The sequence below is a fragment of the Nocardioides sp. URHA0020 genome (assembly GCF_000620705.1).
GTDB lineage: Bacteria > Actinomycetota > Actinomycetes > Propionibacteriales > Nocardioidaceae > Nocardioides.
Genome location: NZ_KK211167.1, coordinates 336,159 through 351,485, shown reverse-complemented (window position 1 = coordinate 351,485; position 15,327 = coordinate 336,159). Strand labels below are relative to the sequence as shown.

12 protein-coding genes are annotated in these 15,327 nt (G+C 73.5%); all 12 read right to left on the bottom strand.

Annotation, left to right across the window (positions count from 1 at the left end; translation table 11 throughout):
- Positions 1-7: 7 nt before the first annotated feature.
- The 12 genes from N542_RS0110370 to N542_RS0110315 all read right to left on the bottom strand — a co-directional run bounded on the left by N542_RS0110370 (position 8) and on the right by N542_RS0110315 (position 15,301).
- Positions 8-1,177, bottom strand: coding sequence for an acyl-CoA dehydrogenase family protein (locus N542_RS0110370; protein WP_028643856.1), 1,170 nt, complete (start codon positions 1,175-1,177; stop codon positions 8-10).
- The gene (locus N542_RS0110365) at positions 1,174-3,096 is read right to left on the bottom strand and encodes an acetyl/propionyl/methylcrotonyl-CoA carboxylase subunit alpha (RefSeq protein ID WP_028643855.1); all 1,923 of its coding nucleotides are present in this window, start codon (positions 3,094-3,096) and stop codon (positions 1,174-1,176) included. Before N542_RS0110365 ends, N542_RS0110370 begins: the two co-directional genes overlap by 4 nt.
- On the bottom strand, positions 3,093-4,721 hold the full coding sequence (locus N542_RS0110360; RefSeq protein WP_028643854.1) for an acyl-CoA carboxylase subunit beta: 1,629 nt from the start codon (positions 4,719-4,721) through the stop codon (positions 3,093-3,095). Before N542_RS0110360 ends, N542_RS0110365 begins: the two co-directional genes overlap by 4 nt.
- Positions 4,718-5,839 (bottom strand): acyl-CoA dehydrogenase family protein, encoded by a 1,122-nt coding sequence (locus N542_RS0110355; protein WP_028643853.1) that lies wholly within the window; start codon positions 5,837-5,839, stop codon positions 4,718-4,720. The genes N542_RS0110360 and N542_RS0110355 overlap by 4 nt, the downstream gene beginning before the upstream one ends.
- Positions 5,836-7,545 carry an acyclic terpene utilization AtuA family protein gene (locus N542_RS0110350; protein ID WP_036507499.1) on the bottom strand — a complete coding sequence of 570 codons (1,710 nt, stop codon included), beginning with the start codon at positions 7,543-7,545 and terminating at the stop codon, positions 5,836-5,838. Before N542_RS0110350 ends, N542_RS0110355 begins: the two co-directional genes overlap by 4 nt.
- A 4-nt stretch (positions 7,546-7,549) precedes the next feature.
- Complete coding sequence (locus N542_RS0110345; protein ID WP_028643851.1) at positions 7,550-8,335, bottom strand: TIGR03084 family metal-binding protein; 786 nt, start codon at positions 8,333-8,335, stop codon at positions 7,550-7,552.
- Complete coding sequence (locus N542_RS0110340; RefSeq protein WP_028643850.1) at positions 8,332-8,940, bottom strand: TetR/AcrR family transcriptional regulator; 609 nt, start codon at positions 8,938-8,940, stop codon at positions 8,332-8,334. The genes N542_RS0110345 and N542_RS0110340 overlap by 4 nt, the downstream gene beginning before the upstream one ends.
- Before the next feature lie 124 nt (positions 8,941-9,064).
- Positions 9,065-11,698: an ABC transporter permease gene (locus tag N542_RS0110335; RefSeq protein WP_028643849.1), complete on the bottom strand. Its 2,634-nt coding sequence runs from the start codon at positions 11,696-11,698 to the stop codon at positions 9,065-9,067.
- On the bottom strand, positions 11,695-12,417 hold the full coding sequence (locus N542_RS0110330) for an ABC transporter ATP-binding protein (RefSeq protein WP_028643848.1): 723 nt from the start codon (positions 12,415-12,417) through the stop codon (positions 11,695-11,697). Before N542_RS0110330 ends, N542_RS0110335 begins: the two co-directional genes overlap by 4 nt.
- Entirely contained in the window at positions 12,414-13,004 is a 591-nt protein-coding gene (locus N542_RS24340) for a PadR family transcriptional regulator (RefSeq protein ID WP_051551594.1), read from the bottom strand. Before N542_RS24340 ends, N542_RS0110330 begins: the two co-directional genes overlap by 4 nt.
- A gap of 85 nt (positions 13,005-13,089) precedes the next feature.
- On the bottom strand, positions 13,090-14,610 hold the full coding sequence (locus N542_RS0110320; RefSeq protein ID WP_036507261.1) for a hypothetical protein: 1,521 nt from the start codon (positions 14,608-14,610) through the stop codon (positions 13,090-13,092).
- Complete coding sequence (locus N542_RS0110315) at positions 14,585-15,301, bottom strand: ABC transporter ATP-binding protein (protein WP_028643846.1); 717 nt, start codon at positions 15,299-15,301, stop codon at positions 14,585-14,587. Before N542_RS0110315 ends, N542_RS0110320 begins: the two co-directional genes overlap by 26 nt.
- Positions 15,302-15,327: the final 26 nt, after the last annotated feature.

Here is a 15,327-nt window from a genome sequence, read left to right as displayed (position 1 = left end):
AAGCGCGTCAGTACGACTTCGGCAGCCCCAGGGAGTGCATGGAGACGAAGTTGAGGATCATCTCGCGACTGACCGGGGCGATCCGGCCCGCGCGGGTCGCGACCAGCAGTCCGGCCATGCCGTACTCCTGGGTGATCCCGTTGCCGCCGTGGGTCTGCACGGCACGGTCGGCGGCGTCGCAGGCGGCCTCGGCGGCGGCGTACTTCGCCATGTTGGCGGCCTCGCCGGCGCCCAGGTCGTCGCCGGCGTCGTAGAGGGCCGCGGCCTTCTGGGTCATCAGCCGGGCCAGCTCGATCTCGATGTGGGACTGGGCCAGCGGGTGCGCGACGGCCTGGTGCGCGCCGATGGCGTCCTTGAAGACCACGCGCTCCTTGGCGTACGCCGTCGCCTTGTCGAGGGCGAAGCGGGCCAGGCCGGTGGAGAAGCTGGCCGCCATGATGCGCTCGGGGTTGAGGCCGGCGAAGAGCTGCACGAGGCCGCCGTCCTCGTCGCCCACGAGCGCGTCGGCGGGCAGCCGGACGTCGTCGATGAAGACCTGGAACTGCAGCTCGGGGCTGACGATCTCCATCGGGATCGACCGCGCCTCGAAGCCGTCGGCGTCGGTCGGCACCACGAAGAGGCAGGGCTTGAGCTTGCCGGTCCTCGCGTCCTCGGTGCGAGCGACGACGAGCACGTTGTCGGCCTCGTCGACGCCGGAGATGTAGATCTTGCGGCCGTTGAGCACCCAGCCGTCACCGTCGCGGCGCGCCGTGGTGGTGATGTTGTGGGTGTTGGTGCCGGCGTCGGGCTCGGTGATCGCGAAGGCCATCGTGCCGGTGCCGTCGCAGATGCCGGGGAGCCAGCGCTGCTTCTGCTCCTCGGTGCCGTAGCGGCTGATGATCGTGCCGCAGATCGCCGGACTGACGACCATCAGCAGCAGCGGGCAGCCCTGGGCGGCGAGCTCCTCGCACACGGCCGCGATGTCGCCGATGCCGCCGCCACCGCCGCCGTACTGCTCGGGGATGTTGATGCCGAGGTAGCCGTTCTTGCCGATCTCGAGCCAGAGGTCGGTCGTCTTCTCGCCGGCCCGGGCGCGCTCGGTGAACCAGTCGCGGCCGAACTTGCCGGCCAGCCTGGCGACCTGCCGGCGCAGCTCCTGGCGCTCGTCGCTCTCGGTGAACCCGTGGGTGGTGGTCATGCTTCTTCTCCTTCGACGACGGCGAGGACTTCTCCGGAGGCGACCTGCGCACCGGTCTTGACGTTGATCTCCGTCACGACGCCGGCGTACGGCGCGCTCACGGTGTGCTGCATCTTCATGGCCTCGAGGACGAGCACCGGGTCGCCGGCACTCACCGACTGGCCCGGCTCGACGGCGACCCGGACGACGGTGCCCGGCATCGGCGCGAGCAGGCTGCCGCTCGCCACCGTGTCGGCCGGGTCGACGAACCGCGGCACCCGCGTCAGCCGGACGTGCCCGTGCGGGCCGTCCACGTCGACCGCGGCACCGACCACGGCCACGTCGTACGTCGTGCGCACGCCGTCGGTCTCGAGGGTCACCCGGGTGGGGCTGGCGGCCACGACCGTGCAGCCGTCGACGACGTAGCCGTCGCGGCCTCCGGACCACTCGACGCTGACCTCCTCGAAGAGGGTCCGCTGCGGCTGGGAGACGACGTTGCGCCAGGCGACCGGGATGCCGCGCTGGACGGTGCGGGCCTGCCGGGTCGCCTCGGCCAGCGCGATCGCCGCCGCCACGGCCTCGGGGACGGTCCGCCCCTCGAGCTGCTCCTCCGTGGTCGCCGTCCGGGCGGAGCGGGCCGCGAGGTCACCGTCGAGGAAGGCGGTGCTGACCTCGCCGGCGAGGAAGGCCTCGTCGCGCAGGATCCGCACCAGCAGGTCGCGGTTGGTGACCAGTCCGTGGATCTTCGCGCGGCTCAGCACGCCGGCCAGCTTGCGGGCCGCGGCCTCCCGGGTCGGTGCGTGCGCGATGACCTTCGCCAGCATGGCGTCGTAGTGCGTCGACACCTCGCTGCCGCTCTCGAAGCCGGCGTCCACGCGGATGCCGTCCTCCAGCGGGATCTCGAACGCCGTCAGGACGCCGCTCTGCGGCTGGTAGCCGGCGGCCGGGTCCTCGGCGTACAACCGGACCTCGATCGCGTGCCCGTGCGGGTCGTCCGCCTGAGGCCGGTCCATCACCATGCCGGAGGCGGACGACTCGGCGGCGGCGAGCTGGAGCGCCACCAGGTCGACGCCGTGCACCAGCTCGGTGACGGGGTGCTCGACCTGGAGGCGGGTGTTCATCTCGAGGAAGAAGAACCGCTCGGTCGCCGCGTCGTACAGGAACTCGACGGTGCCGGCGCCGCGGTAGTCGACCGCCTCGGCGGCCTTGCGCGCGGCCTCGTGGAGGGCGGCACGCACCGGGTCGCTCAGGCCGGGCGCCGGTGCCTCCTCCACCACCTTCTGGTGACGCCGCTGCACCGAGCAGTCGCGCTCGCCGTACACGCTGGTGCCGACGACCTGGACCTCGACGTGGCGCCCGTGCTCGACGTACGGCTCGACGAAGACGGTGCCGTCACCGAAGGCCGAGAGCGCCTCCGCCTCGGCCTGCGCGATCTCGCCGGGCAGGTCGGCGAGCGTCCGCACGACGCGCATGCCGCGACCGCCACCACCGGCGGACGCCTTCACCAGCAGCGGCAGGTCGGCCTCGGTCGGCTCGTCGGGTGCCTCGAGCGTCGGTACGCCGGCCGCGCGCATGATCCGCTTGGCCTCGATCTTGGAGCCCATCGCGTCGATCGACGCCGGGTCGGGGCCGACCCAGACCAAGCCGGCGCCGATGACGGCGCGGGCGAAGTCGGCGTTCTCCGAGAGGAAGCCGTAGCCGGGATGGATCGCATCGGCACCGGTACGGCGCGCGGCGTCGATCACGAGGTCGGCACGCAAATAGGTGTCGGCCGGCACGTTGCCGGGGAGCCGGACGGCGTGGTCGGCCTCGCGCACGTACGGCAGGTCCGCATCGGCGTCGGAGTGGACGGCCACCGTCTCGATGCCGAGCGAGCGGCAGGTGCGGAAGACGCGCGAGGCGATCTCGGCGCGGTTGGCGACCAGCAGGCGGGCGATCACGGGCGGAACACCCCGAAACGGTCGGTGCCGGCGTACGCCGAGGTCTCGATGACCGAGAGGCAGATGGCCAGGACGGTCCGGGTGTCGCGCGGGTCGATGACCCCGTCGTCGTACAGCATCCCGGACAGGAAGTAGGGCATCGACTGCTCCTCGATCTGGGCCTCGACGATCTCCTTGACGCCCTTGAACCCCTCGGCGTCGAAGGTCTGGCCCTTGGACTCGGCCGACTGCTGCGCGACGATCTCGAGCACGCCGGCGAGCTGGGCCGGGCCCATCACCGCGGACTTCGCGGAGGGCCAGGTGAAGAGGAAACGCGGGTCGAAGGCGCGGCCGTTCATCCCGTAGTTGCCGGCGCCGTACGACGCGCCCATGATCACGCTCAGGTGCGGGACGGTCGAGTTGCTGATCGCGTTGATCATCATCGCGCCGTGCTTGATGATCCCGCCCTGCTCGTACTCCTGGCCGACCATGTAGCCGGTGGTGTTGTGCAGGAAGAGCAGGGGCGTGTCGGTCTGGTTGGCGAGCTGCACGAACTGCGTGGCCTTCTGCGCCTCCTGCGAGAAGAGCACGCCCTGCGCGTTGGCGAGGATGCCGATCGGCCGGCCGTGGAGCCTGGCCCAGCCGGTGACCAACGACGGTCCGTAGAGCGGCTTGAACTCGTCGAGGACGACGCCGTTGGACTCGCTCACCCCGTCGCAGATCCGGCGGATCACCTCGCGCGGGTCGAAGGGCTCCTTGAGGTCGCCCGGGATCAGGTCGAGCAGGCCGTCCGGGTCCTCGTCGGGCTCGGCGTACGCCGAGTCGGCGCCAGTTTGCCTGCCGAGTGGGCGCCAGTTGTCACCAGACTGCGCAAACTGGCGCCGACTCGGCCCTGCCTTGCGCCAGTTCAGCCGGGCGATGATGCGCCGCCCGATCCGGATGGCGTCGTGCTCGTCCTCGGCGAGGTAGTCGGCCAGCCCCGACGTGCGGGCGTGCATCTCGGCGCCGCCGAGCGACTCGTCGTCGGACTCCTCGCCGGTGGCCATCTTGACCAGCGGCGGGCCGCCGAGGAAGACCTTCGCCTGGCCCTTGACCATCACGGTGTAGTCGGACATCCCCGGCACGTAGGCACCGCCCGCGGTGGAGTTGCCGAAGACCAGCGCGACCGTCGGCTCCTTGCGAGCGCTGGCGCGGGTGATGTCGCGGAAGAGCTTGCCGCCCGGGATGAAGATCTCCTTCTGGGTCGGCAGGTCCGCGCCACCGGACTCGACGAGCGAGACCGTCGGCAGCCCGTTCTCCTCGGCGATCTGCGAGGCCCGGAAGATCTTCTTCACCGTCCAGGGGTTGCTCGCGCCGCCCTTCACGGTCGGGTCGTTGGCCGTGATCAGGCACTCGACGCCCTCGATGACGCCGATGCCCGTCACCACACTGGCGCCGACGGTGAAGTCGGAGCCCCAGCCGGCCAGCGGACTCAGCTCGAGGAACGCCGAGCCCTCGTCGATCAGCAGCTCGATCCGCTCGCGCGGCAGCAGCTTGCCGCGGCCGTGGTGGCGCGCGACCGACCTCTCCCCACCACCGGCGACGGCCTTCGCGTGCTCGGTCTCGAGGTCGGCGAGCTTCTCCAGCATCGCCTCGCGGTTGCTCATGAGGCGTACCCCATCAGCTTCGCGGCGAGGTCCGTCAGCACGTCGCTGGCCCCGCCGCCGATCGGCAGGATCCGGGCGTCGCGGTAGTGCCGCTCGACCTCGGTCCCGTGCATGTACCCGGAACCGCCGTGCAGCTGGACGGCCCGGTCGCAGACGTACGTCGCGCAGTCGACCGCGGTCTGCTTGGCCATGCAGGCCTCGGCGATGACCTGCTCGCCGGCAGAGTGCCGGCCGGCCACCTCGCGCGTGTACGTGCGGGCCACCTCGACCTGCCGGCGCATCTCGACCAGCTGGTGGCGCACCACCTGTCGGCTGATCAGCGGCTTGCCGAAGGTCTCGCGGTCACGGCAGTACGCCGCGGTCAGGTCGAGCGAGCGAGCGGCGATGCCGTACGCGTGCACCGCGAGCGCGAGCCGCTCGACCACGAACTGGGCCGCGATCTGCAGGAAGCCCGACCCCTCCTCGCCGACCAGGTTGGCGACCGGCACGCGCACGTCGACGTACGACAGCTCGGCGGTGTCGGAGCAGTGCCAGCCCATCTTGCGCAGCGACCGGTCGACGGTGAACCCGGGCGTGCCCTTCTCGACGACCAGGAGGCTGACGCCGCCGGCGCCGGCGCCGCCGGTGCGCACCGCGGTGGTGACGAAGTCGGCGCGTACGCCGCTGGTGATGAAGGTCTTGGCGCCGTTGACGACGTAGTGCTCGCCGTCGCGCACGGCCGTCGTGGTGATGGCGCCGACGTCGGAGCCGCCACCGGGCTCGGTGATCGCGAGAGCACCGATCGTCTCCCCTGCCAGCGTCGGCCGCACGAACCGGTCGACCAGGTCGGCGTCGCCGGAGGCCGCGATGTGCGGGAGGGCGATGCCGCCGGTGAGGAGCGCCGCCATGAAGCCGCTCGACGCGCCGGCCTCGAACATGCCCTCCTGCAGGTCGACGGTGTCGAGGACGTCGCCGCCCTCACCGCCGACGTCCTCGGGGAAGGAGATGCCGAGCAGCCCCTGCTTGGCCGCGGCCAGGTGGACCAACCGGGGGATCTCGCCCGCGTCCTCCCACTCCTGCAGGTGCGGCGCGACCTCGCGACGTACGAACTCCGCGCCCAGGGCGCGCAGGTCACTCATAGGAGTCCCTCCTGGATGTGGACGATCCGCGAGCGCAGCCACTCGCCGAGTCCCTTGGCCTGCGGGTCGAAGCGGGTCGATGCGGCGACGCCGTCGCCGAGCAGGCCGCGGATCAGCACGTTGACGCCACCCAGGTTGGGCAGCACGTGCACCTCGACGTCCAGATCGGCGGCCTCGGGGACCAGCTCCCGGATCTTGCGCGCGGTGATCAGCTTGGTGAGCCAGGTGACGCGGGCGTCGTACTTGTCCGAGCCGTCGTGCACCACCCACAGGCCCAGGTTGGCATCGCCCCCCTTGTCACCGGAGCGGGCGTGCACGAAGGAGCCGAGCGCCGCGCGGCGGGTGATGGAGTCGCGGGGAGCCGGGTACGGCGAGGGGCGCAGGCTGTCGCGGTGGTCGCCGGTGGCGAACTCCGTGGGGTCGGCGATCACCTCCCGACGACCGTCCGCGTGGACGACCGTGTGGGTGACGGCCGCCCGGTCGACGTACTCCGCGCGATAGACGCCGTACGGCGCGGGCGGGGCGGGCGGGGCGGTCATGGTGAAGCCGGGGTACGACGCGAGCGCGAGCTCGACCGCGGCGCTGGTGAAGGCGCGGCCGACCGGGTCGGGCCGGGCGTCCTTGACCGTGCACCGCAGCAGGCAGGACGCGCCCTCCTCGGTGTCGGCGTCGGCGGGCGGCAGCGCGGTGCGCGTCCAGGCCACCTCGGCGGCGGTCAGCGCCGGGGTCAGCTGCTCGCGTACCCAGTCGGCCTTGGCGTCGATGTCGAGCCCCGTCAGCACGAACTCCACGGTGTTGCGGAAGCCGCCGAGCTCGTTGACGCAGACCTTGAGCCGCTCGGGCGGCGCCTCGCCGCGCACCCCCGAGACCGACACGCGGTCGGTGCCGACCTCGCGCAGCTCGACGGTGTCGAGGAGGGCGGTGACGTCGGGGTTGAGGTAGCGGGTCGACTGGATCTCGTAGAGCAGCTGGGCGGTGACGGTGTCGACGGTGACCGCTCCGCCGGTGCCGGCGTTCTTGGTGATCACGCTCGAGCCGTCGGCCGCGAGCTCGGCGAGCGGGAAGCCGAGCGGGAGCCCGTCGTGGCGCAGGGTCCTGAAGCCGGAGAAGTTGCCGCCGGTGGCCTGGGTGCCGCACTCGAGCACGTGGCCCGCGACGACGGCCCCGGCGAGCTCGTCGTACGACGTCGACGTCCAGCCGTGGTGCGCGACCGCGGGTCCGACGACCAGGCTGGCGTCGGTCACGCGGCCGGTGACGACCACGTCGGCGCCGGCGTCCAGGGCGGCGGCGATGCCGAAGCCGCCGAGGTAGGCGTTGGCGGTCAGGGCGCCCTCGCGCAGGCCGAGGTCGCGTACGTCGTCGCCCTCGACGTGGGCGATCACCGGGTCGAGCCCGAGGGCCCGCGCGACCTCGCGCAGCCGGTCGGCCAGGCCGGCGGGGTTGAGCCCGCCGGCGTTGCTGACGATCTTGACGCCCTGCTCGAGCGCCAGACCCAGCGAGTCCTCGAGCTGGCGCACGAAGGTCTTGGCGTAGCCCAGCGACGGGTCCTTCATGGCGTCCCTGCCGAGGATCAGCATGGTGAGCTCGGCGAGGTAGTCGCCGGTCAGGACGTCGAGGCGCTGTCCGTCCTCGCGGCCGCCCTCGAGCATCTGCCGCATCGCGGCCAGGCGGTCGCCGTAGAAGCCGGAGCAGTTGCCGATCCTCATCGCCTCAGCCACGAGGTGACCGCCCGCCGCCCGCAGGACCGGCGAAGGCCTGCGCGATCGTCAGCCACTGCTCGGCGTCGGTGCCGCTCGCGACCAGGTCGGTGTCGTCGCGGTGCACCCGCTGGGTCACCAGCAGGGCGAAGTCCCACGCCGATCCGGTCACCGTCTGCGCGGCGTCCTCGGGGCCCCAGCTCCACTGCTCCTCCGACGGCGAGACCAGGTCGACCCGGAACTCCTCGGTCGGGGCCGGCAGCCCCTGCACCGAGTAGGCGAAGTCCCGGGTGCGTACGCCGAGGTGCGCGACGTGCCGGACCCGGTCGGTGCGCTCGGGCTCGATGCCGAGGGCGTCGTACACGTCCAGCGCGTGCGCCCAGGTCTCCATGAACCGCGCGGTCGCCATCGACGCCGGCGACATCGGCGGTCCGAACCACGGCATCCGCTGACCGGCCGGGAAGGCACGCAGGGCCGCGGGCAGGGCCTCGCGGGCCTTGCCCCACCGGGCGAGCAGGGCCTGCGGCGACAGGCGGGCGACCTCGACCGCCTGCTGGTCGACGTACCCCGTCGGGTCGCCCGTCGCCTCGAGCACGATCGCGTCCCATGCGTCGGGGTCCGTGGCCGCCGCGACTGCGACCTCGTCGGTCCAGAGCAGGTGCGCGACGGTGGTCGCGACGCTCCAGCCGGCGGCGGGCGTGGGCTTCTGCCAGCCGTCGTCGTCGAGGCCGGCGACGGCACTCCAGAGCCGGTCGCTCTCGGCCCTGAGGTCGTCGAGCAGGTCGTCGAGCAGCGTCACGAGATCTCCTTGTCGAGCACGTCGGCCCAGCGGTCGAGGATCCGGCCGCGACGGTGGGCGTCGTCGGTGATCGTGTTGGCCAGCCCGAGGCCACGCACGAGGTCGAGGGTCGCCTGCACCAGCTCGCGCACGCCGGTGACGGACTCGTCGGCGCCGAGCAGCTCGACGGTCAGCCGGTGGGTCTCACGGCCGACGCGCTGCTCGAGCGGGCCGACGGCGGCGAGCAGCTGGGCGTCGGTGCGGGCCGCGACCCAGAGCTCGAGCGCGGCGTTGAAGACCGGCGACGCGAAGTGGTTGCCCAGCATCTGCAGCACCGCACGGGTGTGTCGGGGCCCCCGGGGCAGCGCCGCGGCCGCGGCCGCGAGCTCGGCGCCCCGCTTCTCGGTGAGGTGCTCGACGGCCGCCACGACCAGGTCGTTCTTGGTCGGGAAGTGGTGCAGCTGGGCGCCGCGGCTGACGCCCGCCCGTTCGGAGACCAGCGTGGTCGACGTACCCGCGAAGCCGACCTGCACCAGGCACTCCACGGTCGCGTCGAGCAGCCGGGCCCGCATCGCCCGGGTGCGCTCCTCCTGGGGCACCCGCGTCGGTCCGGCCGCTGTCGTCACCAGGCCAGCCTGCCCCGTCAACAACAAACAGTCAAGACTGCTTTTTTGGGGTAGTCCCTGACGCTTTCGGGGTCTTCGGACCCGGATCGCGCCCGTTCCGTCAGGGACTACCCCGCCGACCGGCTCAGTCCAGCCGGGCCACCAGCGGCAGCCGCGAGCGGGCGCTGAGGCCGACCACCAGCGCCGTCAGCAGGGGCAGCACCACCACGAGGCCGACGATCAGCAGCCACGGGATGTCGAGGTAGTGAGCAGCGGCCCCGGGCTCGTAGCCCCGCGTGAGCGGATAGCTGACCGCGATGCCCGGGATCAGCCCCACCGCCGCCCCGAGGGCGGCGCCGACCATGCCGACCACGAGCGCGTACGCCGCCGCGACCCCGCGCCGGGTCCGCGGAGCCGCGCCCACCGCGGACAGGGTGGCGAGGTCGGCGCGAGCGTCGGAGAGCGCGAGGAAGGTCGCGGTCAGGGTGCCGCCCAGCATCAGCACGGCGCCGAGCGCGCCCAGCACCAGCTGGACGATCACCGTCTCGTCGTCGGTCTGGTAGCCGCGCTCGACGTAGAGCGTGGCGTTCTCGTCGATCCCGGCCAGCGCCTCCTGCGCGTCGGACTCCTGCTGCTCGCTCACGCCGGCCCCGGTGACGGCCAGCCCCATGGTGCCGACGGGTACGCCGACCCGCTCGGCGGTCGCGGTCGTCACGACCGCGACCGGCGCCGACCGGCCGTCGGCGACGGGGACCACGAGCGCCGGCACCGTCACCCGCGTGACCTTCTCGTCGGTCGCGTCCGGGTCGTAGCGGTGGGCGACGACCTCGATCCGCTCGGACTCGACCCCGCGATCGGTGAAGACGACGGCTCCCCCGGACCTCAGCGTCGCGGCGGCCGGCCCCCGCGCGGACGCCGGCAGGTCGAGGGCGGAGGGCAGCTCGTCGCCGACGAGCACCGACGAGCCGAACACCGACGAGCTGTACTCGAGCAGCCGCGTGTCCTCCTCGCTGTCGTCGGAGCCGGGGACCAGCACCTCGACGTAGTACGACGTCTTCTCCTCGTCACCACCCTCGGCGACCCCCTGCATCGGCGTCACCGTGGCCTCCGGGAGTCCCCGGAGGGTGGCGGCCCGGAGGGTGTCCCACTGCTCGCCCTCGGCGAAGGCGTCGGTCACCACCCCCGTGCCCATCGGCAGGGACGCGACGTAGGTGCCCTCGTTCTCCGCCTCGTCGCTGGTGACGCCGATCCCGAGGGCCACGACCCCCGCGACCGTCGCGGCGACGGCCGCCACCGCGGGCACGGTGCGCGAGCGGTGCCGGGCGGCGTCGCGGACGGCGTACCGCAGTGTCAACGGGAAGCGGCGCGCCAGCCGGGCCACCGCGACGAGCACCACCGGGACGAGCAGGATCATGCCGAGGACGGCGGCGATCGCCGCGCCGGCGATGAAGAACTCGCCCCGGCCACTGGCTCCCAGCACCGCGCCCGCGATGCCGACGCCGAGCAGCACCAGGCCGAGCAGGGGTGACCGCAGCGACGGTCGCCGGTCGCCCCGACGGCCGGCGAGCACCGCCACGACGTCCTGGCGGGACGCGATCCAGGCCGGCACGACGGCGGCCAGCAGCGCGCTCAGCAGGCCGAAGGCGGCGATGCCGAGCAGGTGCGGCCACGGCACGTCGAAGGGACCCAGCCGCTCGTCCGAGAAGTGCTGGACGATCGGCAGCGACAGCCACGCGACGACCAGTCCGACCAGGACGCCGAGGATGGCGCCGATGCCGCCGAGCACGACGCCGTTGGCCAGCACCACTCGGCGCGCCTGGCGTGGCGTGCCTCCGGTCGCGGCCATCAGCGCCAGCGCCCGCGACTGCCGGCGAGCGCCGACGGCGAAGGCGGGGCCGGCGAGCAGCACCACCTCGATCAGGGCCATCACCACGATCAGCACGATGACCGCGACCATGGCCGAGTCGGTGCCGCTCTCGAAGGCCTTGACCTCGTCGGGGATCTCCGAGCGTGGCGGCGGGTCGAGCACGACGGCCCGGGAGAGCACGAGCGCCCCCTCGGCGTTGAGCTCGCGCACCTGGTCCCAGCTCACCGCACCCCCGCCGACCAGGAAGCTGGCCTGGTAGCGCTTCTCCGCCAGGCCGAGCGAGCCCGGCAGCCCGACGGCCATCGGGTAGCCGTGGTACGACGTGCCGTCGCCGATGCCGACCACCGTGTACGTCGCGCCGCCGCGGACGGTCAGCTCGTCGCCGAGGTCGAAGCCGCGGTCCGCGAGCTCGTGGTTGATCACGATCTCGTCGGTCGCGGCCGCCGGGCGCCCGGAGGTGACGTCGAAGATGCCGTCGCTCAGCGGGTCGCGCAGGTCGAGCTCGCTGACCTCGGTGTCGGAGACGCCCTTCGCGGTCTCCACCCCGACGCTGCCCTGGTCCCAGCTGATGCCGGTCGTGCCGGGACCGACGGCCTGCTCCACCTCGGCCAGCTCGGGGAGCACCTGCTCGGTGTCGCCCGTGCCGTTGGACGTCGAGACCGTCGGGTCGACGTCCTGGAACACCTGGCCGCTGCCCGGCTGGTAGGTGATCAGGGCGTCGGCCGACCCGAGCCGACGGTCGAGCCCCTCGGCGGCCGACACCTGGGCGGTCTGGATGACGACGTCGGCGGCGGTCACCGCGAGCACCGGCAGCGCGATCATCACCAGCACCAGCACGCTGCGCCCGCGTGCGCGCGCCGCCTCGCGCCTGGCGAGCCGCAGGGGCAGCCGCCAGGATCGGAGCCACCTCATCGCGGGGAGCCCGAGTCGAGCAGCACGTCGGCCCGGTCGGAGCCGGTCTCGTCGACCACGACGCCGTCGCGCAGGAACACCACCCGGTCCGCCCAGGCCGCGTGGCGGGCCTCGTGGGTGACCAGCACGCCGGCCGCGCCGGCGTCGCAGCGGGCGCGCAGCAGCCGGAGGATCTCCTCGCCGGTCTCGGTGTCGAGCGCGCCGGTGGGCTCGTCGGCGAGGATCAGCCGTCGCTCGCCCACGATCGCCCGGGCGATGGCGACCCGCTGCTGCTGGCCGCCGGACATGTTGTCGGGGAACCGGTCCCACAGGTCGCCGATGCCGACCTCGTCGAGCGCCTTCCGCGCGGCCGCGCGGGCGACCTTCGCGCCGACGCCGTCGAGCTCGCCCGGCAGGGCGACGTTCTCGGCCGCGGTCAGGGCGGGGATCAGGTTGAAGTCCTGGAAGACGTAGCCGATCGACGTACGCCGCATCCGGGCCCGTCCGGCGTTGCCCAGCCCGGCCAGGTCCACGCCCTCGACCTCGACGACTCCCCTCGTCGGGGCGTCGAGCCCGCCCGCGAGGGTGAGCAGCGTGGACTTGCCGGAGCCGGACGGACCCATCACGGCGACGAGCTCCCCGGGTCGTACGGCGAAGGACACGGCCCGCAGCGCGTGCACCTCGGTCGCCCCGGAGCCGTGCACGCGGCTCACGTCGGTCATCTGCAGCACGGCGCTCATCGGTGGGCCTGGGCTTCCGCCTCGTCGGCGAGGATCTCCTCGAGCAGGGTCTCCGGTCGTTCGAGCTCGGCCCGGCGCAGCCGCGCCTCGCAGTGGTCGAGCCACCGGATCTCGGCCTCGGCGGCGAAGACCAGCGAGTCGAGGACCAGCGACCACGCGAGGTCCTCGCGCTCCTGGCCGGCGGCGGCGCGGCGCTTCAGGCGGGTGTAGTCCTGGAGCGCCGTCATGGTGGCGGAGCGCTGCTGCTGGATCACCCGGCCGACGTCGACGCCGGGGACCGTGACGGCCAGCGCCAGCTTGATCGCGAGCTCGTCGCGCGGCGGCTGGGTGCGCGAGACCGGGGTGGTGAACCAGGCGGCGACCTCGTCGCGGCCGGCCTCGGTGATCCGGTAGACGACGTGGCCCTCGGCGTCCGCGCCGGCGCCCTCGACGAGCCCGTCCCGCTCGAGCCGGGTCAGGGTCGTGTAGACCTGCCCGACGTTGAGCGGCCAGGTGGCCCCGGTGCGGTGCTCGAACTGGGCGCGCAGCTGGTAGCCGTAGCGCGGACCCTCCTCCAGCAGCGCGAGCAGTGCCTGCTTGACCGACATCCGAGCCTCCGACCGTGCGCCGCTCGTCCCCGTGACGAGTGGATACCGGGTATGTATACCACGTATGCACTGCCGCAGGCCGCGGTCAGGCGGCGACCGTCGCGATCACCCGCGCCCGCAGCACCGGGTCGCACCACCGGTGCTGCGCGCGCACCAGCCGGAGGCCGGACCAGCACAGGAAGGGCAGCGCGAACGCGATCGAGGTCCGCGGGTCGGGCAGGTGGGCCAGGGCGGAGAAGAACGACGCGGTCAGGGTGGTCGACACCGCCAGCCGGGCCGAGTAGCCCACCATCGCGACCGGCGGCGCGGGCGTGGCCCGCGCCGAGCGCAGGTCGACGGCGTACGGGTGCCGGCCGGACCAGCGCATCGAGGCCGACACCACCTGCAGGCCGACGACCAGCCAGGTGGCGACCACCGCGGCCAGCTCGGCCGAGGTGGGCGCCGCGGCGGTGAGCGCGGCGAGGCCGATGGTGACGCCCGAGGCACCGAGCAGCATCGCGCCGAGCACGAGGGAGCGCGCGGCGAAGACGACCTCGGGCCCGACCGGGAGGCTGGCGCGCCACAGCGCGCCGCGACCGTCGAGGCACCAGGCGTTGACCCCGAAGAGCAGGGCGCCGCCCGCCGTGCTGAGGGCGGCCAGGACCGGGATGGTGGTCCAGGGCAGCTGCGCGGCCAGCGCCATCAGCCCGGGAGCGACCGCCAGCGTGGCGAGCCCCCGGCGCATCGGCACGGTCCGCCACACCGAGGACCAGTCGAGGCGCACCAGGAGCACCAGGTCGGTGCGGGGAGTCGGGCGGGCCACGAACGTCCCGGTCTCGGTGCGCAGCTCGTCGCGCGGCATCCGGCGATCGGCCCAGTGCGCGGCGGCTGCTCCGATCGCGACCAGCACGAGCACCAGAGCCAGCTCGACGACCACGGTCAGCGCCCAGCGCCACGAGAAGCCACCGATCAGCCCGACGGTCAGCCACACGGTCGGCATCCGGTCGACGAGCGCGCCCCAGCCGGCGGTGAGCTGGATCGCCACCGCGCCGCCCACCAGCACGAGGCCGGTCCCCCGCACGACGGCGATGCCGTGCCGGTAGCGGCGTACGCCCTCCACGAGCCAGGCGGCCGCCTGCGCCGCGGCGGTGGCCACGACCAGCCACAGCAGGATGCCGGGCTGGGCGCTGAGGCAGATCTGCCAGCCGAGCGCGTACGACGTGCAGCCCACCAGCACCCAGGCCTGGAGCAGCCACGCGATGTTGAGCGGGGCCAGCAGCAGGGCACCGAGATGGTCGGTCGTGGGGCTGACGGGGTAGGCGACGGCCTGCTCGCGCGGCAGCAGCTCGCGCCCGCCACCCGTGGTCACGGCCGCGACGGTCGCGAGCAGGAGCACCCCGGCCATCGCCGTCGGGAGGATGAGCAGCACGTCGAAGGCGCGCGCCCCGGTGCGCGCGCCGGGGAGGTAGAGAGGCACGACGAGCGCGGCGAGCGTCAGCGCGGCGAGCACCACCCAGGCCCGGCGCGCGGATCGCCCGCCGCTGCGGGTCGCGCGGAAGCGGACCAGGTGGCCGACGTCGGCGACGCTGCGCGCGAGCGCCTCAGTCGAGGAGGCTGCGGTAGGCACGGGCACCCTCCTCGCCCGCCATCTCGGCGGCGGAGAGCTGGGCCACCTCGGACCCACCGCGCAGCACGAGGGCCGTGGAGCACGCCTCGACCGCGAGCTCGCGCAGGTGGGTCGACACCAGCACGCAGGCACCGTCGGCCCGGGCGTCGGCGACCACCTCGAGCGTGGCCTCGACGCCGACGGGGTCGACCCCGTCAAAGGGCTCGTCGAGCAGCAGCACCGCTGGCCGGTGCAGCGCGGCGAGCACCACGGAGAGCCGCCGGCCCATGCCGTGGGAGAAGCCGGCGGTCACCCGGTGCGCGACGTCGCCGAGCTCGAAGCGCTCGAGCAGGTCGCGGCCGCGGTCCTCCCAGTCGTCCAGCCGCCGGAGCCGGGCGGCGAGCTGCAGGTGCTCCCAAGGCGTCGCCCGCGGCACCAGTCCCCCGACGTCCGGGCAGTAGCCGGTCGCCTGCCGTGCGGCCAGCGAGTGGGTGCGCAGGTCGTGACCGGCGACCAGGGCGGCGCCCTCCGTCGGCGGGAGCACCCCCGCCAGGACCCTCATCGTCGTGGACTTCCCGGCGCCGTTGCGCCCCAGCAGGGCGGTCGCCTGGCCGGCGTAGGCCGTCAGGTCGATGCCGGCGACGGCCTCGACCTCGCCGAAGCGGACCCGCAGGCCACGAACCACGACGACGGGCCCCGAGCTCTCATGCACGTGGCCATCATCCTGACCCGGAGCGC

What these genes read in the sequence shown, in the direction of transcription:
- N542_RS0110370 (WP_028643856.1), bottom strand. Translation starts at nt 1,177, where the DNA reads ATGACCACCACCCACGGGTTCACCGAGAGCGACGAGCGCCAGGAGCTG.
- N542_RS0110360 (WP_028643854.1), bottom strand. Translation starts at nt 4,721, where the DNA reads ATGAGCAACCGCGAGGCGATGCTGGAGAAGCTCGCCGACCTCGAGACC.
- N542_RS0110355 (WP_028643853.1), bottom strand. Translation starts at nt 5,839, where the DNA reads ATGAGTGACCTGCGCGCCCTGGGCGCGGAGTTCGTACGTCGCGAGGTC.
- N542_RS0110350 (WP_036507499.1), bottom strand. Translation starts at nt 7,545, where the DNA reads ATGAGGATCGGCAACTGCTCCGGCTTCTACGGCGACCGCCTGGCCGCG.
- N542_RS0110335 (WP_028643849.1), bottom strand. Translation starts at nt 11,698, where the DNA reads ATGAGGTGGCTCCGATCCTGGCGGCTGCCCCTGCGGCTCGCCAGGCGC.
- N542_RS0110330 (WP_028643848.1), bottom strand. Translation starts at nt 12,417, where the DNA reads ATGAGCGCCGTGCTGCAGATGACCGACGTGAGCCGCGTGCACGGCTCC.
- N542_RS24340 (WP_051551594.1), bottom strand. Translation starts at nt 13,004, where the DNA reads ATGTCGGTCAAGCAGGCACTGCTCGCGCTGCTGGAGGAGGGTCCGCGC.